This is a genomic window from Vibrio sinensis, assembly GCF_003605645.1.
GTDB classification, from domain to species: Bacteria; Pseudomonadota; Gammaproteobacteria; order Enterobacterales; family Vibrionaceae; genus Vibrio; species Vibrio sinensis.
Genome location: NZ_QVMU01000001.1, coordinates 275,324 through 298,655, shown reverse-complemented (window position 1 = coordinate 298,655; position 23,332 = coordinate 275,324). Strand labels below are relative to the sequence as shown.

General features: G+C 40.5%; 16 protein-coding genes. 7 read left to right on the top strand and 9 right to left on the bottom strand.

Features of this window, described 5'->3' with window-relative positions:
• Positions 1 to 781: 781 nt before the first annotated feature.
• The 4 genes from DZ860_RS01130 (at position 782) to DZ860_RS01115 (ending at position 9,408) form a co-directional block, all read left to right on the top strand.
• Positions 782 to 2,779, top strand: a complete 1,998-nt coding sequence (locus tag DZ860_RS01130) for a methyl-accepting chemotaxis protein (RefSeq protein ID WP_120029070.1) — start codon at positions 782 to 784, stop codon at positions 2,777 to 2,779.
• 452 nt (positions 2,780 to 3,231) lie between these two features.
• On the top strand, positions 3,232 to 4,080 hold the full coding sequence (locus DZ860_RS01125; protein ID WP_120029069.1) for a tetratricopeptide repeat protein: 849 nt from the start codon (positions 3,232 to 3,234) through the stop codon (positions 4,078 to 4,080).
• Positions 4,081 to 5,097: 1,017 nt separating this feature from the next.
• On the top strand, positions 5,098 to 6,243 hold the full coding sequence (locus DZ860_RS01120) for an efflux RND transporter periplasmic adaptor subunit (RefSeq protein ID WP_120029068.1): 1,146 nt from the start codon (positions 5,098 to 5,100) through the stop codon (positions 6,241 to 6,243).
• 12 nt (positions 6,244 to 6,255) lie between these two features.
• A complete protein-coding gene (locus DZ860_RS01115) occupies positions 6,256 to 9,408 on the top strand; it encodes an efflux RND transporter permease subunit (RefSeq protein ID WP_120029067.1) in 3,153 nt (1,050 codons plus the stop codon).
• 150 nt (positions 9,409 to 9,558) lie between these two features.
• On the opposite strand, the gene DZ860_RS01110 is transcribed toward DZ860_RS01115, so the two are convergent.
• On the bottom strand, positions 9,559 to 10,236 hold the full coding sequence (locus DZ860_RS01110) for a response regulator transcription factor (protein WP_120029066.1): 678 nt from the start codon (positions 10,234 to 10,236) through the stop codon (positions 9,559 to 9,561).
• Positions 10,237 to 10,728: 492 nt separating this feature from the next.
• Here DZ860_RS01110 and DZ860_RS01105 point away from each other — a divergent pair, with 492 nt between their 5' ends.
• The 3 genes from DZ860_RS01105 to DZ860_RS01095 are packed head-to-tail and all read left to right on the top strand — an operon-like array spanning position 10,729 to position 14,442.
• Complete coding sequence (locus DZ860_RS01105; protein ID WP_120029065.1) at positions 10,729 to 11,280, top strand: hypothetical protein; 552 nt, start codon at positions 10,729 to 10,731, stop codon at positions 11,278 to 11,280.
• Positions 11,281 to 11,337: 57 nt separating this feature from the next.
• Positions 11,338 to 12,003: a fimbrial biogenesis chaperone gene (locus tag DZ860_RS01100; RefSeq protein ID WP_120029064.1), complete on the top strand. Its 666-nt coding sequence runs from the start codon at positions 11,338 to 11,340 to the stop codon at positions 12,001 to 12,003.
• A gap of 9 nt (positions 12,004 to 12,012) precedes the next feature.
• Complete coding sequence (locus DZ860_RS01095; protein ID WP_120029063.1) at positions 12,013 to 14,442, top strand: fimbria/pilus outer membrane usher protein; 2,430 nt, start codon at positions 12,013 to 12,015, stop codon at positions 14,440 to 14,442.
• Positions 14,443 to 14,521: 79 nt separating this feature from the next.
• Here DZ860_RS01095 and DZ860_RS01090 read toward each other — a convergent pair whose 3' ends face one another.
• The 8 genes from DZ860_RS01090 to alsB all read right to left on the bottom strand — a co-directional run bounded on the left by DZ860_RS01090 (position 14,522) and on the right by alsB (position 23,300).
• Positions 14,522 to 15,166: a S1 family serine peptidase gene (locus DZ860_RS01090; RefSeq protein ID WP_120029062.1), complete on the bottom strand. Its 645-nt coding sequence runs from the start codon at positions 15,164 to 15,166 to the stop codon at positions 14,522 to 14,524.
• Between the two features lie 326 nt (positions 15,167 to 15,492).
• Entirely contained in the window at positions 15,493 to 16,806 is a 1,314-nt protein-coding gene (locus DZ860_RS01085) for an anaerobic C4-dicarboxylate transporter family protein (RefSeq protein WP_120029061.1), read from the bottom strand.
• Between the two features lie 513 nt (positions 16,807 to 17,319).
• On the bottom strand, positions 17,320 to 18,177 hold the full coding sequence (locus DZ860_RS01080) for an SIS domain-containing protein (RefSeq protein WP_207890576.1): 858 nt from the start codon (positions 18,175 to 18,177) through the stop codon (positions 17,320 to 17,322).
• Positions 18,178 to 18,242: 65 nt separating this feature from the next.
• Entirely contained in the window at positions 18,243 to 19,145 is a 903-nt protein-coding gene (gene alsK / locus DZ860_RS01075) for an allose kinase (RefSeq protein WP_120029060.1), read from the bottom strand.
• Positions 19,138 to 19,830, bottom strand: coding sequence for a D-allulose 6-phosphate 3-epimerase (gene alsE / locus DZ860_RS01070; protein WP_120029059.1), 693 nt, complete (start codon positions 19,828 to 19,830; stop codon positions 19,138 to 19,140). Before alsE ends, alsK begins: the two co-directional genes overlap by 8 nt.
• The gene (gene alsC, locus DZ860_RS01065; RefSeq protein WP_120029058.1) at positions 19,830 to 20,819 is read right to left on the bottom strand and encodes a D-allose ABC transporter permease; all 990 of its coding nucleotides are present in this window, start codon (positions 20,817 to 20,819) and stop codon (positions 19,830 to 19,832) included. The genes alsE and alsC overlap by 1 nt, the downstream gene beginning before the upstream one ends.
• Entirely contained in the window at positions 20,801 to 22,321 is a 1,521-nt protein-coding gene (gene alsA, locus DZ860_RS01060; RefSeq protein WP_120029057.1) for a D-allose ABC transporter ATP-binding protein AlsA, read from the bottom strand. Before alsA ends, alsC begins: the two co-directional genes overlap by 19 nt.
• A 46-nt stretch (positions 22,322 to 22,367) precedes the next feature.
• Positions 22,368 to 23,300, bottom strand: coding sequence for a D-allose transporter substrate-binding protein (alsB, locus tag DZ860_RS01055; RefSeq protein WP_120029056.1), 933 nt, complete (start codon positions 23,298 to 23,300; stop codon positions 22,368 to 22,370).
• Positions 23,301 to 23,332 lie beyond the last annotated feature (32 nt).

The following is a 23,332-nucleotide window of genomic DNA, read 5'->3' as shown; positions in this document are numbered from 1 at the left end:
GACGGCTCTTTAGGTGAAGTGTTCTTTAGGTGATTGTTCTTTGGATAAATAGCTTTACTAAACGAAAGGATGAATCAGGAGAGGAAAATTCAGGTGTAAAATCAGTAAGTGCTAAAAATTATAAACAAACTGATGGAAAAAAGTGGGACGCTTGAAAGCTAGGTATTCTGATGTAGATTTTTCGACAACGAACCAAAATAAGATAACTCAATCTGGCTACCGAAAATCTTGTGTTCTATAGAACATCAAGACGAACCCACAACATCAGCAAGCAAAGGTTTCAGCATTCAAGCGCCCTCAAACTTTATTATGTATATCGTCACACAACCATCATTAGAGTTGTTTATGCTGCATTTTTATACACACAACTTATCCTACTAAAGTATAGGGAAAACATTTTTCAATCAATATAATAATCAAAAAATTTGAACAAAAATCAACCAATCTGGGCAAAGCACGATCTGCAACCCCAAAGATTAACACGCACAGCAGTCAATCTAAGCCAAACCAAAACTCTCGATACCTAACAATAAAGTACTACTACCGTCGTACAACCTACTTTTTATCTAATTACCTACTACTCACTTATGGGCTAATACTTAAGTTTATAAGCACATAAATAGATTCCCCCCAAATCCTATTCATTGCAAACAGTGACCGAGTTATTAAAATGTAAAGAAAAATCATAACAATAGCCAATACAGTTAACTCGATCGCTCACGATTTGTTTACATAATATAAACTTAGCGAATAAATAATATGCCGTTCGCTAGGAGGATACATGGACAAATTGATACAACGATTTTCGTTGTACACTCTCATTTTATTGCTTGCTGGAATACCAATCATTATCTCACTGATACTCTCTTTTCAAATCATGACGAATTATCAAACAACGGTCGAAAAAGCGAACCGTGATCAAGCGACTGCACAGCTTATTCTCTTATACGATAATGTAGCTCATAACTTGGCTGTAGAACGTGGTTTAACGGCTGGTGTATTAGGAAGCAATGGGAGTGGTCCACAAGTTGAAGCATTACAAAAACAACGTTCAATTTCAGATCAGCACATTAGACAACTAAACCGTTATACATCTGACTATTTGCCTGCAGACACTATTGCCCTACTACAAAAAGACATCACACAAGAACTAAGCCAATTGCACAATGTCCGTCAACAAGTTGATCGTTTACAAATAAAGCAATCACCTTTTGTCTATTATTCAAATCTAAATCAACTTAGCATTCACAATGCATCATTACTAACAGCAAATATCTCCAGTATCGACGTGGCCAGCTTAAGTAAAGCATTACTTGCAGTTGTAGAAATGAAAGAACGAGCAGGCCAAGTTCGTGGAGCACTAAATGGCGCTTACGCTCGCCAGTTTTCGGATTTAGGGCAATATACTGCCGTTGAGGGTTATATAAAATCCGCAGATTATGCAGAGAGGTTAGCTATTCTCTCTTTTCCACCACAGTTCATTGAACAATTAAACTCAATTAAGAGTCAGCCGACTTGGAAGCAAGTTGAACAGATTCAACACTCATTTCTTGCCCAAGAAAAAACACTTGCTCAGTTGCAAGGGCCAAAACCTACTGAATGGTTTAAAGCTGCAACGGAGCGAATCGCCCTCATAAATCAGTTACGTAATGAGTTGCAAAATCAAATGGTAGCGATATCGGTTACTCAAGCTCAGCAAGCATCTACGAAAGCGACGCTTGCAATTGCAGTTACCATCAGCTTAGGCCTCATCCTCGTTATTGCTACTTTTGTTTGTACCAATAACATTAAACGTCGCGTAAACACGTTAACCAACAATCTTGCTGTCATGTCAGATAACCGTGATTTAAGCCACTCACTCAGTGAAGCTGGCAAAGATGAAATTTCACGAATATCAACTAGCGTCAATGCTCTCATTACCAGTATTCGCAAACTGTTAAATAACGTGACAGAAACGAATACACGTAGTAACCAGCACCTCGACAATATCATTCAAAATGCCAATGACTTAACATCGAGTAGTCAAGCTACCACGGATAAATGCAGTAATATCGCGACAGCAATGACCGAGTTGGCTCAATCAAGTTTTGAAATTGCCTCCTCTTCCGAGCGTGCGTTGACAGAAACAGAGCAAATGACTCTCAAAGTCGAAGATTGCCAGCGAAGAAGCAGACACTCATATGACAACGTGAAAGCTTTAGTGGCACAAATAGAGCAAACCCAGCAATGCATGCAACAGCTCGAAGTTGATACACAAAGTGTCAGTAAAATTGTGGAAACAATTAACGGAATTTCAGAGCAAACCAACTTATTAGCACTCAATGCCGCCATTGAAGCTGCGCGCGCAGGTGAACACGGACGTGGATTTGCAGTGGTATCTTCAGAAGTTCGAGATCTTGCTCAACGTAGTAAGGAAGCGACAGAGCACATTTCTCAATTGCTGGGCAGTATTCGAGTGAATACCAATACAGCTGTCACCAACATGGATAAAAGTCGAGCTGCTACAGACGTGACATTCGATACCGTATCAGAGGTGAACAATAGTGTATCTCAATTAGAAACACTGATTGATGTCGTAAACCAGCACATCACCAGTATTGCAAACTCGACAACAGAGCAATCTAAAGCAAGTGAAATGGTCAACCAAGATGTCGATGTCCTTACTGAAATCGCAGTTCAGACAGGGGATCTCGCCAATAACTTAGACAATATTGTGGCGAGTTACCAGGGGGAAGTGGCTCAAGTTCGTAAACAACTTCAAGAATTTAAACTAAGCTAAAACGACAGCGCCAAGCTCAGGGGACCGCCTTGAGCTTGGCTCACACATAAAAGGTTAGTAAACATCATATTTTTCAGCACTCACATTCCACAGAGCATCGATTAGATAGCAAGTCATTCCTTGCGAACACTCTTCCATAACAAACATTAGAGTTAAATCCAAATACACAAAAACAAACCAACATCTTGATGATGATTTAACCAAGTTAATCTTTCATTGTAGAGTGTAAAATCGATGTTCAAGGCTTCAAGTATCACTCATTAGCAACAGTTTTGCAGCTCAACGCAACATCAACTCAACCGTATAACTATCACTTGCCGATCTAGCTAAACTTCTGATTTATCGCTAACTAATGTTTACAGCTCTAACAATCTTTTTTGCAAAACCCCATACGGGTTTGCTATGGTTTGAGTTGAGATCCCATCCATTCATTTAATTCCAAAGGATATTTTATGCGCTTGATTACCGCTTTCCTTTCACTTTTCCTCTGTTCATTAACGGTACAAGCTGAAGAAGTGTCCTATTCAGAATCAGAGATGCTCGATCGCCCATTGATGGAACGATACATCTTGGATGAACTAAAGTCGTTGCGTCAAAACCAACAAGACTTAGAGCGAAGAATGATCGTGGAAATCACTGATCGCGAACTTGCAGTGGCAGACAAATCTCTCAACTATGCCAATGTAACGGTCACTTACTTCTTTTACATCATTGCAGGTGTCGCATCATTAATTGCTTTCGTTGGTTGGCAATCACTACGTGAGATTAAGCAAAATACAAAAGAAATGGCGGACAAACGACTCGACAAGATTGCTCATGAGTATGAAGACAAGTTCGTGGAACTCGAGCGAGATCTTAAACGTAAAACCCGCATCATCAGTGAAAATAACCGCGAAATTGAAATCATCAACGAAGTACATAACCTGTGGTTACGAGCACAAAGCATGCAAACGCCAGAGCAACGTATCGATATTTATGATGAAATCCTCGTTATCCGTCCGGGAGATCTTGAAGCTCTCACTTATAAAGCCGACGCAGCGATGGAGATTCGTGAATACAATTGGGCATTAAGTATCTGCAATAGAGTACTTGAAGTTGACGATACCAACGGTCCCGCTCTTTATCAACGCGCCTGTGCCTATTCCCGTTTAGGCATTGAGGAGCAAGCCATAGAGGACCTCGAACGAGCCATCGATGCTAGCCCATCAGTTCGAGATTTGATCAATGATGAACCCGATCTTGAACTGCTGCATGGAAACAAGCGTTTTGACCAACTACTGCAAACGACAAGCGAACACTGATTTCTTTAAGACCTAGAAAAACATCATCGCCAGTCTTTCAAACTCAACATACAACTTAACGAAAAAAACAAAGACGAGGAATTATCCTCGTCTTTATGATAGCAACCAGAAAGAGTAACGAACCACGCTTTGAATAATTAAAAATATTTATGATAGTAAAGAATGAATTCAATATTTATTTCCCTAGTAATAAACATATGAGTAATAAAGAGAATAAAAGACAAAAACAATTAGATACAAATTTATGTGCAATTCATTTTACCGAAACGACAAAAAAGACTAATCGCCAGTGTCGAAATATATAGCCATTTAATTTCTCATCTATTCAAGGAAAGAAGATTAACTAGGAAGTTCTTCGATCATCGTCCATAGCCATAAAATTTCTCTCTTCCTACCTATGTAGGGGCTCATCCTAATGGGTTAGCCCTCAAACAAAATCTATGCGACCTGAATTTTTAACGTCTTGCTTCTTGGCTGACAGAGTAAAGACAATGAAGAGTATATTACAAAGCGTATGATTTCATGCTACTTTTACCGACATAGCTTGCTAATCAGCCCCCCTCTTAAAAATACACTTAAGTATGTTTTAACTAATTAATGCTTTTTGATGAATTATAATTCGTTGACATCAGAGCAAAACTCGTGACAGCCGAACATCAACCATACCAATCAACAATAGAAGCACCATTGATAAACCATATGATTGAGCGCTATTTGAACGACCGATTGCTATGAATATTTAATTAAAGTAAACATAAACTTCTTCTCAATTTAAATAAACTTAGAACAGACGATTTTGTCTAATAAAATGCTATTCGGAATGTAATTTTGAGGTTATATTTCGCGATGGAATTTTGTGTTTTCAATGTTCTTAGTTTGACGAACGCTTACTAAATGAATTTCTTTCGCTAAGGTTGTTTCGACATATCGAGTTGTCGGGTCACTCTGCGCAAGTCGCTTCGTTCTACATAAAACACAGTTGATGATTTTTTCGGATTAGTTATCTATGGAGTCCAAATGAACAACAAACTTAGGCTTGCTACCGCGATTGCAGCCACTTTGTGGCTATCTGGCTGCGATATGTCTTCTCATGCAGCGCAAAATGAGCAACCTTCAGCGGCTGTACCCGTCAATATTATTGAGTTGGCGAGCCAGTCTCAGGCAATTACCATGGAGTTGCCTGGCCGCAGCCGCGCTTATATGGAAGCAGAAGTTCGCCCACAGGTGAACGGTATTGTATTGGCTCGTAGCTTTGTCGAAGGTGGTATCGTCGAACAAGGTCAATCTCTATACCAAATTGACGATTCAACATACAAAGCACTACTAATCAGCTCAAAAGCTGAGTTAAAACGCGCTGAAGCTGCGCTTGCATCAACAAGTGCGACGGCAAAACGTTTCAGAGAACTGTTGAAAACTAAAGCGATCAGTCAACAAGACTTTGATCAAGCAGAAGCTGCTTACCTTGAAGCACAAGCAAGTGTAGCTGTAGCGAAAGCGGCCATCAACAGTGCTGAAATCAATTTAGAATACACCAAGGTTCAAGCTCCAATTTCAGGTCGTATTGGTAAATCGACAGTGACACCTGGTGCGCTTGTAACAGCTAACCAACCACAAGCTCTAGCAAAAATCTCTCAACTTGATCCAATTAATATTGATATCGCACAGTCGAGCACTCAAATGTTACGTTTAAAGCAACGTATCGCGAGTGGACAACTAAACCAACCTGAATCAACTCAAGTAAAATTGATTCTAGAAGATGGTTCTGTTTACCAGCACGATGGCGTGCTGCAATTTGCTGAAGTAACCGTTGATGAAAGTACTGGAGCCGTAAGTCTGCGAGCTGAGTTCCCTAACCCAGATGGCATTCTTCTTCCAGGAATGTTCGTTCGTACCATCGTCACTGTAGGTACCGATCCAACAGCGATTCTTGTTCCACAAAAGGCAGTCACTCGTAATCCTCGTGGTGAAGGTGTCGCTATGGTTGTGAACGCAGAAAACAAAGTGGAATCTCGCATTGTTGAAACAGCTGAAGCTATCAACAACCAATGGTTAGTCACTAAAGGTCTTCAGTCTGGCGACAAAGTTGTTGTAGAAGGCCTACAAAAGATTCGTCCAGGTGCAATGGTTGCTCCAACCGTGCTCAGCGAAACACCAGCAAGCTAGTAGGACATTAACATGGCTCGTTTTTTTATTGATCGACCGATCTTCGCTTGGGTAATTGCAATTATTGTGATGCTAGCAGGATTACTTTCGATTCGTACTCTTGCAGTATCTCAGTATCCGACAATTGCACCACCAACTGTGGTGATTGCGGCAAACTACCCTGGCGCATCTGCAAAAACCGTTGAAGACTCGGTAACTCAGGTTATCGAACAACGTATGACAGGTCTTGACCACCTTCGCTATATCACTTCAGAAAGTGATAGCTTTGGTAATGCATCAATCAAGTTGACGTTTAACGCAGAAGCGGACGTCGATATTGCGCAGGTTCAAGTACAGAATAAGCTACAACTAGCGATGCCGCTACTACCACAAGTAGTGCAAGCTCAAGGTGTTAGCGTAAACAAAGCAAGTTCTGGTTTCTTGATGGTTCTCGGCTTCATATCTGAAGATGGCAGCATGGATGACGCGGATATCGCTGACTATGTAGCAGCTAACATCCAAGAGCCACTGAGTCGCGTTTCCGGTGTTGGTGATATTCAGATGTTTGGTGCGCAATACGCAATGCGCATTTGGCTCGATCCACTTAAACTTAACCAATACCATTTAACGACGAACGATATTGTCTTGGCACTGCGTGAGCAAAATGCTCAGGTTTCAGCCGGCCAGCTTGGTGGTACCCCATCGGTTACTGGACAAGAGCTAAACGCAACCATCACGTCTCAATCTTTATTACAAACCGTAGGTGAATTCCGCGATATCGTATTGAAGTCAGACGCAACCGGTGCAAAAGTTCTGTTATCCGACGTAGCGAAAGTCGAAGTTGGTGCTGAAAACTACATGGTAACGGCTTATTACAATGGTAAAGCGGCTTCCGGTGTAGCAATTCAGTTGGCAACTGGCGCAAACGCGCTTGATACAAAAGATGCCGTATTAGAACGAATGAATGAATTACAATCTTTCTTCCCTCAAGGGTTTGAGATGGTTATTCCATTCGATACAACACCATTTGTAAGTAGTTCTATTGAGAACGTAGTAAAGACATTGCTTGAAGCTATCGTATTGGTGTTTGTCATCATGTACCTATTCTTGCAAAACTTCCGCGCTACATTGATTCCGATGATTGCGGTACCTGTGGTACTACTTGGTACTTTTGCGGTTTTAGCCGCAACGGGTTTCTCTATCAACATGCTCACCATGTTCGCGATGGTTCTCGCCATCGGCCTACTCGTGGATGATGCCATCGTTGTTGTAGAAAACGTTGAACGTGTAATGTCTGAAGAGGGCTGCTCGCCTCTTGAAGCAACACGTAAGTCAATGGACCAAATTACGGGTGCATTGGTCGGTATCGGTCTGACACTTTCTGCGGTATTCGTACCAATGGCCTTTATGTCAGGTTCTACGGGTGTTATTTACCGTCAGTTCTCGATCACTATCGTATCGGCAATGGGCCTATCTGTATTGGTAGCAATCATTCTAACGCCGGCACTTTGTGCCACGATGCTAAAACCAGTTGAAAAAGGTCACGCCTACACAAACAAAGGTTTCTTTGGCGCATTTAACCGTTGGTTCGATCGCTTTACCAATCGCTATGAGTCAGGCGTAGCAAGCATCATTAAACGTACTGGTCGTATGTTTATGATCTTCTTAGCACTAACAGTAGCAACCGGTTGGATGTTCCTAAGAATGCCAACTGCATTCCTACCAGACGAAGACCAAGGTGTAATGTTCGCTCAAGCTATCTTGCCTGCTAATGCAACGCAAGAAAGCACCATCAAAGTACTCGACCAAATTGAAGAATATCTACTGGTTCAAGAAGCAGAGTCGATCGAATCTGTCTTTACCGTAGCGGGCTTCAGTTTCGCTGGTATGGGTCAAAACATGGGTGTGGCTTTCGTAAACCTAAAACCATGGGATGAGCGTACTGCACCAGGTACTGATGTAGAATCTGTTGCAGGCCGTGCGATGGGTGCGTTCATGCAAATCAAAGAGGCATTTGTGTTTGCATTTGTTCCACCAGCGATCATGGAGCTGGGGACAGCAAATGGCTACGACTTCTATTTGCAAGACCGTAGTGGCCAAGGTCACGATGCCTTGATTGCTGCCCGTAACCAACTATTGGGTATGGCAGGTCAAGATACTAACTTGGTTGGCGTTCGTCCAAATGGCCAAGAAGATGCACCAATTTACCGTTTACACATTGACCACGCTAAACTTCGTGCGTTGAGCTTGAACATCTCAGAAGTAAACTCTGTTCTCGCTACTGCTTGGGGTGGTGCTTACGTGAATGACTATATCGACCGTGGTCGTATCAAGAAAGTCATGTTGCAAGGTGAAGATCAATACCGCATGCAACCAGAAGACCTTGATAAATGGTTCGTTCGCAACAGCCAAGGTGAAATGGTACCTTTCTCTGCATTTGCAACGGGTTCTTGGGAATATGGCGCGCCACGACTAGAGCGCTTTAACGGTCTACCAGCGGTGAATATTCAAGGTGGTACGGCTCCTGGTTACAGTACGGGTGCTGCGATGGACTCTATTGAAGCGATGGCTGACAAATTGCCGCTTGGCTTTGGTGTGGAGTGGAACGGTCTTTCCTATGAAGAACGTCTATCAGGCAACCAAGCCCCTGCCCTATATACACTGTCGATCATCGTCGTGTTCTTAGTGCTTGCAGCGCTTTATGAAAGTTGGTCTGTACCATTTGCGGTTGTTTTGGTTATCCCACTAGGCGTTATCGGTGCACTTATTGCGATGACGGCGCGTGGTCTACCTAATGATGTATTCTTCCAAGTAGGATTGCTAACCACGGTAGGTTTGGCGACGAAGAACGCCATCCTTATCGTAGAGTTTGCAAAAGAATACTACGAGAACGGCGCATCGTTAAAAGACGCAACCCTACACGCGGTTCGCGTTCGTTTACGTCCAATTCTAATGACTTCGTTAGCATTTGGTTTAGGTGTTGTTCCACTTGCAATCAGTACTGGTGTAGGTTCTGGCGCTCAAAATGCAATCGGTACTGGCGTACTGGGTGGCATGGTTGGCTCAACATTCTTAGGTATCTTCTTCATTCCACTCTTCTTTGTGGTTGTAGAGCGCTTATTCAGTAAACGTGAACGTGAAGATTACCGCCAGCAAAAGATGGCAAAAAAATTAGCTAAGCAATAAAGGTTAATTCCTCTACCAGGTTGACCGACCAATAGCTGGCTTGGGAAGAGCACTAAAAAACCCCAAATTCATCCGAGTTTGGGGTTTTTCTATCTGCGTGACTCTAATAAAAATGATGCTTCACTAAAGATACGTTTCACGTTTCTGTGTTTATTCATCCAATGTGCTTTCAAGTAATTCTGTCGCTTGACGTTGTTTATTTTGTAATTGATTGACTAACGAAATCGCTTCTTTACGACAACGTACATTTATCTTCTTATAGAGTTTATAAACATGTGTTTTTACGGTGCTTTCTGCCACATACAACCCATCGGCAATTTGTTGATTGGACTGCCCATTGGCTAATCTGTCTAATATTTGCCGTTCCCGCCGTGTCAGTAGTCCCATATTAGTGCCTATTGGTACAGAATGATCAAAAAATCGTTGTAACATTGCCACCATTAATTTTCTTGGCAACCACATATCCCCTCGCAGAACATGTTCAACACTTTTTACAAGGTGTTCAATTGGCGAGTCATTAAACAAAATACCTTTAAGATTAGATATTTGCATTAATATCTGTTCGCTAGTATCTTGAGGAATATTGTACAAAATCAAATCAAATTGAATAGACCTACCATTTAATACATCGCGAAATGCAGAATCATTAATACAATGGAAATCTAACAAAATAATATCAACATCAGTAATTTGTGACGTTAATATCACATCTTTTGGCGATTGAAAAAACAACTCAATCTCTTCAATCTCACGTAACTGATCTACTACCAAGCGATTATGTATATTCTGTTCACCGAAAAACACCACTACTTTTTCTATTATCTTCATTTTCTACCCCCTAGCACCAACCTAGTAAGAGTAGAATCATCATTTTTATATTCAATGTCCATTAAAATTAATTTACTCATAATGAGAACTATATCATTAAAAATAAATAACAATTAATATCAACAACTTACAAAAGCACAATCTAACCAAAATAACTAAAAGTAGTAGTGAAAACACAACTTTAAATCACTTGCATTTTTGGCAGGATTATTACCACCTCAATTAATAAAATGAAATTATAATTAATTTATCCTTTTATTTCTTGCTCTTATTTCGGCACGGCATATCGAATAAATGCAAATGAATGATTTCGAGATCATATACAGCAACCGTCTCAATATTGAATCACTAACATTATCTAAATTTTCGTACCATTAATTTTAAAAATAAAAATAAAACTAATTTAGAACTCGCCATTTCTCATTTTCTTTTAATCTCTACCTGTCTGTACGACAAAAAATATTCTAATTAAGGACAAAAGGAAAATTCAGTATGAAAAAGTTATCAATCGCCGTCGCCATCTTAGCAGCCGTTGGAAGTTCAGTTGCTCACGCTAACGTGACAGGTGCATCAACAACATTAACAAAGAACATATCTCAAGAATGTAATATTGGCCTTTGGGCTGTAGGGCAAGATGGTTCTGTCGGTGACCCTGTCAGCGAAGTCGGTAATGATTATGTACATAGTGAGCTAAACGACTTCAAAACCAGCGGTCAACAAATCACAGGCAAAGCAAAGTGTAACGCTTCCGGTGGTTATGACGTACATATAACGGCAACCAATGGCACATTATCAAATTTTGACTCCGGCACTCCACAAGCTGTCGAATATATAATGAATAAAGTTAGCTCTTCTAACAATTTTGATGATTCTTACTTCGGCTCCGATGTCGATCTTGCTGGTGGTGTTCCGGTACAAGTTGGTAAGGGTACAGATACCGATGTCGCGACATTTAAACTGAAAATGAGCCTACCGACTGGCGTCGATTTCACTTATGCAGGCCAATACACAGAAACCCTAACGTTTGACCTCACTCCTCTATAGTCAGACTAACAAGGAGGGCTTCGGTCCTCCTTTCTTCATCAAAATAAGGAGGATTTAATGCGTTTTTTCATGCCTATTTTTCTGCTGTTATTTTCTTATACTGCACAAGCTAATTTTAATATATCTCCATTATCTCAAAGTATTAGTATCAAAGATAAATCTGCAAGTTACACCCTAGAAAATCTCACCAATAAAAAAGCTGCGTACGAAATCAAAGTAGCCTCTAGAATACTAGATCAAAATGGTAAAGAGCTTCGCGATGAAACAAAAGAAATCAGAGTTTTTCCATCAAAAGTTATTCTCGAACCTCAACAGAAAAAAAGAATCAAAGTCATTTATTTAGGTAAAAAAGGCATCACGCAAGAGAAAGCCTTTCGTGTTGTTTTTATGCAACTTGACCGTGATGTGACAGAACAAGATCAGCAAACCTTTAATGCAAAATTCAATTTTCATACCGCTTTCTATGTCACGCCAGTCGGTGCTAAATCCGATCTAACGGCCCAAATTACCCATGAGAATACCAAAGCACAACTGACGCTGGTTAATCAGGGAAATAAGCACGTTATATTGCAAGACTGGAACCTTAAACTCGCCACAGACAGTGAGAGTCAAATGTACCAGCATAAACTCCCTGATATTAATATGTTAGCAAGCTCACGAGTAATCATTCCACTAGAGGGAGTGAATACACGTTTCAGCCAAGTTGATATCGTTCAGGAATAGTCATCGACCATGGCTTTCTTTCTCAAAAGCTCACCCGCTAGTATTACTTCTGGCACCACTTTTAGTCTTGCTTTATGCCTAGCGATGATGAGCCTAGATACAGTCGCTACAGAAATGGTGTTCCCTATCGATGTCAATGTTGCTAATCAGCGAGTGGAGATAACAGCCTATCTCGATGACGAACGAGAGCAATATTGGGCTCTTGATGGAGATGAACTCCTCCCGATACTTGCGTTATCGATTGATGCAGAGCGTTTAGAGACTCTACGCAGTGCGATGCAAGGACGCAAGGTGACGCAAGAAGATTTTAAGCAAATAGGTTGGCAAAGCCATTATGATGCAAGTGAGTTGGTCATCTCTCTCACAGTCCCCGTGACAGAGCGTAAAATTATTGAATTGCCGATGGAACAACGTCCGTCGAAAGCCCCTCCTAGTCATTTACCTCTGATTGAGCCGGCACTGTTTAGCGGTACATTAAACTCTTACTGGTCGCACGCTATTAACTTAAAGGAAAGCCGATACTCACTGAGCCAAGTCGCCTTAAGAGGTACCGCCGCTATTGGTCACATTACCATAGAAGATGGACACACATACTCTTACAACCACTATACCAACAAGGGGAAATGGCAACGCGACAGAACTCGTTTGATGGCACATTTGCCTAATCGGTATGGATTCGTTCAATTTGGTGACTATCAGATTGAAACGGACATCACCGCTCTTCCAAGTGGTGATTTATATGGTCTTTCCTACTCTTACCAGCCTGAATATTTAGAAGCAATAACGCGACCTAATATTGTACCACTGAGCTTAGATTCCACTTCATTAGTCAGAATCAGAGTCAATGGTGAGGAGTATCGCAACATGCGACTAGCTGCTGGGCAATATAACTTACTCGATTTACCGCTAGAGCAAGGGGTTAACGAAGTCGAAGTGAGCTATTTAGATCAAAGTGGCATTGAGCAAAAAAAGTTCTACAACTTAATTGACCATCCTCAATTGCTGCTTGCTGGCGATATAGAAACCCAATGGGTTTATGGAGCAAAACAAATATATAAAGATAATGGTGATAAGCAGATTGATACCGACCAGTTAGGCGCTCAAGGATTACTTTCCTATGGTCTCACACCTTGGTGGACAATATCTTCGTCATTGGATTGGCAAAAAGAGACACAAAAATACAATCTTGACCATAACTTCGCATTAGGAGAGTTCTTTATTTCGCTAGATGGGCTATACGAAAACAACGAAGACTCAGAAAACCGCTATGAAATTTTCACTCAGTTCTATGCCAATGATTTGTTTAATAACAGTCTAACTAACTTTACTTTTGGCTATGGCGTCAACGAAACTTTCAACACTAAACCATTAGCTCACAAGCTTTCTTTAAGCTCTAGCATTCCCACACCACTCGACAATGGATTTCTTTCTTTTAATCTAAACCACCAATTCGATGAACAAGGCACAATTAGCCAATCAGCATCCATCAATACCAGCTATCGGATCAGTAACCGAGTCTCTACTAGCCTGAATTTACGCTGGCAAAAAACAGAAACAGCCATTGACCGCACCCTCTACTTATCTATTTCTCTCCCTTTACGATGGAACGATATTAGTGTTTCTACACGAACCTCTTACGATAGCCGTAATAACGACTATCAAACCGAGCTATCCGCATCCCAGTATCGTCCTAAGTACTATTGGAGAGCTTCTTCGAAATTCAAAGATAGTCGTTATGACGGCTTTGATGCCTTTGGTAAATGGTATGGAGACAAAGTGATCTGGAATGGTCGTTATTCCTCAAGGAATGAATCTCAAACACAAAGTAGTCGAACTCTGAGTATAGGGGCCGATACTGGTATCGCGTGGGTCGGCGATCAACTCACTTGGACCTCCCCCGTCTCCGGCAGTTTTTCCATCGTTTCTTTACCCGAAAACCTCCAAGACAAATATGCTCTAGACTATGATCAATATGGCCGTATTCATATTACTTCAGCAGAGCAAGGTGGCCACCAGGAATTACTCATCCCTATTCAAAATGATAGTTATCGTACGATAAAAATCGATAGCTCACAGCTCGAATTCAATGAAGAGCTTCAGCAAGGCGAGTATGTCGCTATAGCAGGACTTCATACTGGGTCATCGCACAAGCTAGCGATTCGAAAAGGCTATTTTGTCAGCGGTCATTTTCTTGATAAAAACCAACTACCTATAGCTAATGTCGTGGGAGAGTTTCAGCAACATAGCACCAAGAAAACTTACCCATTTTTTACTGATGAACAAGGCAACTTTGAACTGGATATCATGCCTGAGGGGCGTTATACCGTTCATTTTTATGATGATGCAGCAAAAGGGACACAAGTAAATATTGCTAGTAATATGGCCAGCGATGATACCTTCATTGAGTTAGGGAATATTGTTCTCGAACCGAGCCGATAATTCACCATAATATTTCACATTAGTTCGTATCGCTTACTGTTGTATTGCACATGACCATGCGTTAAAAAGTGTTGTCGAGCTAATACTCGCCGACATTGGCATCATCGAAATAACGCCGTCCCGTCGTTTGTTCTAGCCACTCCCGTACTGCAAATAACGCTAAAAAGACGCTAGGGTTTTGTGCCGAGCGATCGGCCCACTCGACGTTAACTGAAAGAAAACCATGATTAATGCCAACTAATTGACCTTTCTGATTGTAGACACCGCCACCAGACATACCAACGGCAACGACACCTGTCGATGCAGACATAGTACATTCTTTCCAATTATCAACGATAACCTCACCAATATACACTCCAGCGTTTTCTGAAAGAGGAAAGCCAATCGGATAGCCAACGTGGGATATAGATTCTCCGTTATAAACCATACCAACCTCGGATCGACCATCCCCATTTTGGTTAATTAAGGCAATATCACACAAAGGATGGTAGTGAACTTGTGTTCCGAGTAACGATAAAATTGGTTCATTGTGTTTAGAAGTAATTACCCAGTTCTCATCCAATCTCACCGTACTTGCTTCCATACCAAGCAAAAATGGAATACCTATGAATATCTTCTCATTGTTCTTTTCTATCTCTTTGTCGAGCCTACTAGCTATCGTCGGAACGCCGTTACTGCAACTCGCGATACAAAACACCAAAATTATCATTAACACAACACGCATAGTATCCACTCCTAAACTCAGGATCGGAACCAACTGATGTTGCAGTTAACGGAACTTGTTAACTTGTATTATTGTTGAATAAAAACTTAGCCATATTGAACAGTGCAAATTCGATACCGATTCAGGCAAAAGCAGCAAGGCCTAAAAATGAATGACTTAACTAAAAAGTAACTAGGAAGAGAGAATGATGGGTTGCAAAACACGTCGCATATTGCAATTGTAGTGAACTTCACAACATTGAGTCGTCAGATCTGTGCAAACAAAAACACCGGTAGGAAAACCTACCGGTGTTTTAACTTTAAGCCGACACTTATAGCGTCATTGTTCTAGAGAACAAAGCCCGCAAAAATGAAACCAAAGATAATACTAAATACCATACTTAGTAAACCTGGAAGCATAAAGCTGTGGTTGAATATGTACTTACCGATCTTAGTCGTACCTGTACGGTCAAAATCGATTGACGCAATGATTGGGCCGTAGTTTGGAATGAAGAAGTAGCCGTTCACAGCAACAAACGTTGCAATAATAACTTCTGGTGGTAGACCAAGCATGATACCAACAGGAACCAATACTGCAGTGGTTGCACCTTGACTGTTTACCATTACAGATAGACCAAATAGTGCGAAAGCGAATGTCCAAGGTGCAACTTCCACCATGCCAGATACCGCTTCTTTTACCATCGCGTCATGGCCTGCGATGAAAGTATCACCTAACCATGCAATACCAAAGATCGCCACGATAGCGCGCATACCCGCGTGGAAAACAGAACCTTGAGTGATAGCATTGCCATCTGGCTTACAGATAAGAATGATCAACGCACCCATTGCCAGCATGATGATTTCAATCGTGTGTGCCATGCCCATTGGTGAGCCATCAAAGTTAGGGCGTAGGAATGGGAACGCGCCCATGATTACAACCGCTAGTGCACCAAATAGGAACAGGCCAACTGCTGTTTTCGCTTCTGGACGAATTTCAATTTCTTCAATTTGAACTTCTTGCTCCATCTCAGCGCGGAAAGCAGGATCTTCCATACGACGCTGATATTCAGGATCGTCTTTAAGCTCTTTACCAAGTTTATTTACAATCAAACACGCAGCAGCTAAACCTAGGAATGTACCCGGAACAGTTACCATTAGCACGTCAGCCAATGTAATACCTTGAGGCTCTAAGAATGCAACTAGAGCAACGACTGCTGCAGCAATTGGACTCGCTACGATTGCAAACTGAGAAGCAATAACGGCCATACCCAATGGACGCTCAGGACGAACACCACTACGACGGCTCACTTCAGCAATAACAGGTAATACTGAATATGCTACGTGACCAGTACCCGCTAAGAAGGTAAACATATAAGTTACTAGCGGTGCGATAAACGTAATATGACGAGGGTTTTTACGTAAAATATTTGAAGCTATTTTGATCAGGTAATCCAAACCACCAGCGGCTTGCATTGCCGCAGCCGCAGCAACTACAGCCATGATCATAAGCATTACATCAATAGGTGGACTGGTTGGTTTTAAGCCAAAGCCAAAGCTCAAAATAGCAAGACCAACACCACCTAATACGCCAAGACCGATACCACCAATCCTAGCACCAATTAAAATACATCCGAGGACGATAAAAAACTCTATAAAAAACACATCAGACTCCTTGATGACAACGTTTAAAATAAAACCGTACGGATAATAAGTCTTTTACGAGTTTAAAAAGGCGTCAGCCGTCACAGATGATGATAAAAGCCATATAGATAAACACTTTACTTTCAATAGCCTACATGGATATTGGTGACCACAAATCAAACAAACACATCACTTAGAATAACCGTGTTACAACACAAAAATAACATTACAACAAGGTAATAAACGCCAACTAAACTATAGTTTTAATAGCTTGATACGACGGAGAAAAGAAATATGTCAAGAAAGATAAGTAGACAATGCCGTACATATAGATATTGCGTTCTAGCAAAACTAAGTCGTAAGATAAAGGGATATTAACTTCCAATAACAAAGAAATGACTACATAAATGCCATTTGTTCATCAAAATGGTAGTATTCATCATGTAGTGCCGACTACTAACCACTAACAAGACAAATACAACCTTTTGTTAGATTAACTACACTCCGGAACGCCTAGAATAATGAATGTTAATGCTAACTTGCGTGTAAACGACTAGTCGCACACAAAGTTTTATTTATGCTACTTTTTGTTTGTTCTGGCGTTAAATTAGCGATAGTGGCGTACAAGCAATCGATCAATGCTATTTTAACCAATCTTGCTGTACCATTTTTACCTAGTATAGGTTCCGGAGATGCTGGTGCAAATATCGCACAGTCTGACATCTTAGTTAATTCCGCGTTATAATTATTTGTGACGGTAATTACCTGCGCACCGCATACTTTAACTTCCTTTACGGCATCGTTCAAATCTATCGTTTGACCAGAATGAGAAATAACAAGGACTACATCCTCTGGCCCCATTAAACTAGCAGCCATAATCATCATATGATAGTCCTTGGGTACATAAGAATGAATGCCAATTCTCAATAATTTATGGTGAAAATCTTCCGCTATTACCCACGTACCACCGACAGCCATAATAGTTAAACGACGACATCCAATTATGGATTTTGCTGCTTGTTCAATATTTGGAACACTAGAAAATGACAATGCTTCTTGGAGTGCATTAATAGAATTTTTTAGTACTTTCTGTACAATCTGAGCACAATCATCATCTGGACTTAAATACTGATCAGGTGAATAATTTTTATCATTCTCAACCAACAACAAAGCTTGTTTTAAGTCTTTAAATCCATCATAACCAAGCTTTTTTGCCACCTTTACTATAAGTGCAGCTGATACATTTAATTGATGAGAAAGATGATTAATCGTCGTGTCTTTATTTACAGAACGGGGAATCAAAAAGAACTCAGCCACTTTTTTTTCCGTCTTTGTTAAAGATGGAATTAACATCCGAAGTCTCGGGTATACTTCTTGAATACTCAGGTTCATATTGTCCCCAAAAAAAAGGCTCTCATGTATGAGAGCAACTTTATCTTATATCAATTTATTTACAACTATTTCGTATGATTCAGAGCTTGCAAAGCAGCTCCTGTTGCACCATTAAAAGAAGAAGATGTGGCTTTCATAAAGGTTACCTCATCGTGAGGTAGCGGTTTACGCGTATGTTGTAAAACTGACTTTCTCAAAGCGTTGTATGGGAACCCTTTCATGTCCATAACTCCGCCGCCTAATAACACAATATCAGGGTCAAAAAGATTAACTGTCGTGGCAATAGCTCTACCAGCATGGGCGATGAATTGAGAAATAAACGCTTCATTACAATGTTGGTCAAAAAAATCACCTATCTCATAATCGGCGTGTTGAGCATCATATTCGGCTTTAAGATATACACCTGAAACGTAGCTCTCTAAGCAACCATGATTACCACAACCACACCTTACATTCGCATTTCCATAAGGAATATGCCCCAACTCACCCGCAACACCATGCGCTCCAGTATATACATCACCATTAAGCCAAATTGAAAAACCAAAGCCAGAGCCTAAATAGCATCCCAAAACAGTCTTATCGGTTACCGACATATGAAACGTGTCATAGGTAATTTGTAAATTCACATCTCTTTCGAGCTCAACGGGACACCCGAACTCTTCCTGTAAGCTAGAGACCAAACCTGAAAATTCCGTGGATTTCACTTTCAAATTAGGTGTAGACAAAATATTTTTACGATCTTTAGAAATGGTCGCAGGTAATCCAATCACCGCGCGGTTTAAAAACACCTGTTTTTCTTCAACTACATCTGTAATTAAATTCAACATGCCACGTTGAAGACCTTTTTCCATTATATTATTTGTTGCAATTTTCTTTAACTCTAGAATGTTATTATCTTGATCAAGGAGGCATAACCGTGTATGTGTCGCTCCCATGTCAACGCCAAGGTATGCACTTTTTTTATGCATATTCGACCTCCATCAGCGCTAAATTAATATCATCTTGCATGATTGCCCAAGCTTTATTTATATCAGAATCATTATTAAATAAACCTGATGTTCCCACGATAAGAACGTCAGCTCCGGCATCTAGAAGAAACTTATATGTTTTCTTATTACATGAACCATCAATTTCAATTTGAAACTTAAGATTATGCTCTTCACGAAATTGTTTAAACTGTTTAACTTTTTCCAACATTTCCGGAATAAATGGTTGACCAGCAAAACCCGGATCTACCGTCATGATAGTCACTTTGTCCATACGATTTAAGTACAAGGCTACTTCATCAAGACGCGTTTCAGGGTTAAGAACTAAACCTACTTGCATCCCATGTTGACGAATATTATCAATTAGACGGAAAGCTTGTCCATTGGCAGTTTCCGCATGAAAACTGATCATTGCTGCCCCAGCTTTCGCCAGCGGCCCGACATATTGTTCAGGGTTAGTAACCATTAAATGACAGTCCATTGGTGCCGTTGCAATTTTTTTGACTTGCTCAACAAAAAATGGAGATAAGGTTAAGTTACGTACGAAATGGCCATCCATGATATCAACGTGATAGTAACCTACTTTGTCATCAAAAAATCGGATTTGCTCTTCCAAACGAGTTAGGTCCATACACATTAGAGACGGCGCAATTAAAGGTTTTTTCATTATTTTTTATCCTTGGCAGAGAAAAAGCGATCAAGGGCTACTGCGGCAATAATTAGGCCGCCCATGACAACTAACTGGTAATAAGTTTGTACTTGAAGAATGTTTAAACCATTATTAATCGTTCCGATAATTAAACCGCCGATTACGACACTTAGAACGCGGCCTTTACCACCGAAGAAGCTCGTGCCGCCGATAATCGCCGAGGCTATAGCATACGTTTCAAAACCAGTGCCAGCTAATGGTTCAGCCGAGCCCAGACGCGCTGTCGTCACAACACCTGCGAGTCCTGCACAAACACCGGATATGATGAATACAATCATCGTATGCTTTTTAACATTAATACCGGAATAGTGAGCCGATTCTGCGTTACCACCCAATGCATATATATTACGACCTAGGCGTGTTTTAGTGGTTAAGAACCATAATAAACCAGCAACAAACAGTGCAAGAATCACCGGCGTAGGAATACCAAGGAAAGTACCAGCAAAAATTTGAACGAAGTCATAAGGGAATCCATACACAGAATTGGCATCAGAGATAATTAGTGTAGCGCCCCGGAAAATAGCATTAGTACCCAATGTAATAATGAAAGGATGAAGGCCAGTATAGTTCACTAGTGCACCATTAATCGCCCCCAATAAACCACCTACAAAAATACCTCCAATGATCGCCGCTAAGATAGGATCAACACCAGCAATCATCAGTTTTGCTGTCACCATTCCTGCAAAGGCAAGAATTGAACCAACAGACAAATCAATACCAGCAATTAATATTGCAAAAAAGACTCCCATACCAATCAATACATTAACCGATGACTGAGTAAATATTTGTGTAATATTATTTGAGGTTAAAAAATACTGAGGAGAACTCAGACCAAAAATCACAATCATTAGTATTAAAATACCAAATGTTCCGTACTTACCCCATAGATCACCAAAATTAACATCTTTTGTTGATTTTTTATTGTTTTCTAATTTGGCAATGCCCATTTCATTATCTCCTCTTCTGACAGACCATCATTATTTAGGATTTTTGCAATCCTTCCTTCATTAACGACAGCAACCCTGTCACTCACAGCTAATATTTCAGGTAATTCAGAGGAAACCATGATTACGACCTTACCTTCGTCACATAGCTGTCTCATTATTTTATATATTTCAGATTTTGCACCAACATCTATCCCTCTAGTTGGTTCATCGAAAATAATAATATTTGGATTAGAAGCCATCCACTTTGAAATAATAACCTTTTGTTGATTACCACCAGAAAGCTCAGTAATCTTTTGATGGATTGAATCACATTTAATTCCAAGTAATTCTTTATACTGAATTGCTTGACTGTCTTCTTCAGTTTTATTGAAAACGCCAAACATGCCAAATAATCCACCCTCTTTTAGTGAGCGCGCTATTGCAATGTTTTCACCAATTGTAAAGTTATCAAAAAAACCATTTTCTCGACGTGATTCAGTCACATAGGCCATTCCATTACTCATCGCATCTAACGGTGAGGACGGTGTAATATCTTTGCCTTTAAACAACACTTTACCTTTTGTCATTGGAACAATACCAAATAGACAATTCATAATTTCTGTCCGCCCCGCCCCAACAAGACCAGCAAAACCAATAATTTCACCTCGCTTTACTTCGAAAGAGACATCTTTTACTGATTGGCCATCTTTTGATGTCATACTTTGCACAGACAATAGTGTTTCTCTATCAGACCTAGGCTTATAATCGCTCCTATCTCGAGTATCTAAATCACGACCTACCATTAACCGAATAATATCGTTATTGGTGGTATTCTCTACCATGCCTGAGCCCATAGAGTTACCATCACGCAGCACCGAGTATCTATCGCAAATCTGATGTATTTCTTTTAGCTTATGTGAAATATAAACAATCGCAGTACCTTTTTCTCGAAGTCTATTAACAATGAAAAATAAACGTTCAACTTCTACTTCTGTCAATGATGATGTAGGCTCATCCATAATAAGCACACGAGCATTAGTTGTTAGCGCTTTCGCAATTTCAACCATTTGCTTATACGAAATTGATATATTTTCAACCTTTTCATCGAGGTCAATATTAAGCCCAAGATCACTCATAAGTAATTCGGCTGTATTTCTCATTGAAACCCAGTCAACGACTTCAATGCCAAATATTTTTTTTGTTTCAAGTCGACCAATGAATATATTTTCTAGAACACTTAACTCTTCAATAAGACTCAATTCTTGATAAATTATACTTATTCCAAGATCCGCAGCTTCACTATGTGTTAATTGAACATATTCCCTGCTATCGACAAATATTTTCCCTGCCGTTGGTTCATGAATTCCAGATAACACTTTCATCAAAGTAGATTTACCTGCGCCATTTTCTCCTAATAGCGCATGAACTTCCCCTGAGTAGATACTGAGATTTACATTATCCAACGCTCTTACACTGCCAAAATGTTTTGCAATGTTTTGCATTTCAATAATAGGTGCACTCATGGCAATTCCTAGAATATGGCGGCATAAGCTGCCGCCAAATATTAGTTTATTTAACAAGTACCGCAGGCACCATAGCTGTTTCTGGATTTGCGTTCACGGCTGTAATTTTCCCCGAATTCACAGACTTAACGAGAATTTGCAAACCTTTTACTCCAATTTGAGCTGGATCTTGAGCAACTGTCGCTGACATATATCCTTCTGCTACCATTTTGCGAGCTTCAGGCGCACCGTCAGTACCAACAACTAAAATTTGCTCCGCTTTACCCGCGTTTCGGACAGCTTGGGCTGCTCCCATAGCCATAGTATCGTTTGCGCAATAGAACGCTTTTAGATCAGGGTTGCGTTGTAAGATATTAGTCGCTACATCAAGAGCTTTCATGCGATCCCAGTCAGCTGGTTGTGAGGCAACTAGCTGGATTTGAGAGGCAGATCCGAAAGTATTTGCTGCACCAGAGCGACGCGCTTCACCGGATGCATTGCCTGCCTTACCCTCAATGATCGCTACTTTACCGCCTAGCTCACCTAACTCTTCAATAATATAGGCAGCCCCCATAGAACCAACGTCAACGTTATTCGTTGTAACAAAACCTGCAACATTCGCACCCGCATTATTAAGGCCTTCAATATCGATTCGCTCATCCAGATTTACTAGATGGATACCTTTTTTATATGCTTTAACGGCTGGGAAAACTAGGTTATTTGCGCTAAGTGGAGCAAACGCTATCCCTTTATAATCACGATTAGTAACATCCTCAAATAAGCGCATTTGACTTTGCATATCCCCCTCTGAAGACGAAGCATATACGTCAATTTCTAGCCCTTCTTTTTCAGCATAAACTTCAATACCTTCTTTCATTTCAACCCAAAATGGATTGTTCAATGTTTTAAGGATAACAGCATAATCAGCAGCAAATGCCGGAACAGATAGGTTTAAAAGTAGTGCGGCAGCAATTGTTTTTTTTAGTGTATTCAGTTTCATTTTTTACTCCAGTTAGAGCGTTCAATAAACAA

Bases quoted from the DNA above. Each gene is read 5' to 3' on its own strand.
- DZ860_RS01130 (WP_120029070.1), top strand. From the start codon at position 782: ATGGACAAATTGATACAACGATTTTCGTTGTACACTCTCATTTTATTG.
- DZ860_RS01125 (WP_120029069.1), top strand. From the start codon at position 3,232: ATGCGCTTGATTACCGCTTTCCTTTCACTTTTCCTCTGTTCATTAACG.
- DZ860_RS01120 (WP_120029068.1), top strand. From the start codon at position 5,098: ATGAACAACAAACTTAGGCTTGCTACCGCGATTGCAGCCACTTTGTGG.
- DZ860_RS01115 (WP_120029067.1), top strand. From the start codon at position 6,256: ATGGCTCGTTTTTTTATTGATCGACCGATCTTCGCTTGGGTAATTGCA.
- DZ860_RS01110 (WP_120029066.1), bottom strand. From the start codon at position 10,236: ATGAAGATAATAGAAAAAGTAGTGGTGTTTTTCGGTGAACAGAATATA.
- DZ860_RS01105 (WP_120029065.1), top strand. From the start codon at position 10,729: ATGAAAAAGTTATCAATCGCCGTCGCCATCTTAGCAGCCGTTGGAAGT.
- DZ860_RS01100 (WP_120029064.1), top strand. From the start codon at position 11,338: ATGCGTTTTTTCATGCCTATTTTTCTGCTGTTATTTTCTTATACTGCA.
- DZ860_RS01095 (WP_120029063.1), top strand. From the start codon at position 12,013: ATGGCTTTCTTTCTCAAAAGCTCACCCGCTAGTATTACTTCTGGCACC.
- DZ860_RS01090 (WP_120029062.1), bottom strand. From the start codon at position 15,166: ATGCGTGTTGTGTTAATGATAATTTTGGTGTTTTGTATCGCGAGTTGC.
- DZ860_RS01080 (WP_207890576.1), bottom strand. From the start codon at position 18,177: ATGAACCTGAGTATTCAAGAAGTATACCCGAGACTTCGGATGTTAATT.
- alsK (WP_120029060.1), bottom strand. From the start codon at position 19,145: ATGCATAAAAAAAGTGCATACCTTGGCGTTGACATGGGAGCGACACAT.
- alsE (WP_120029059.1), bottom strand. From the start codon at position 19,830: ATGAAAAAACCTTTAATTGCGCCGTCTCTAATGTGTATGGACCTAACT.
- alsC (WP_120029058.1), bottom strand. From the start codon at position 20,819: ATGGGCATTGCCAAATTAGAAAACAATAAAAAATCAACAAAAGATGTT.
- alsA (WP_120029057.1), bottom strand. From the start codon at position 22,321: ATGAGTGCACCTATTATTGAAATGCAAAACATTGCAAAACATTTTGGC.
- alsB (WP_120029056.1), bottom strand. From the start codon at position 23,300: ATGAAACTGAATACACTAAAAAAAACAATTGCTGCCGCACTACTTTTA.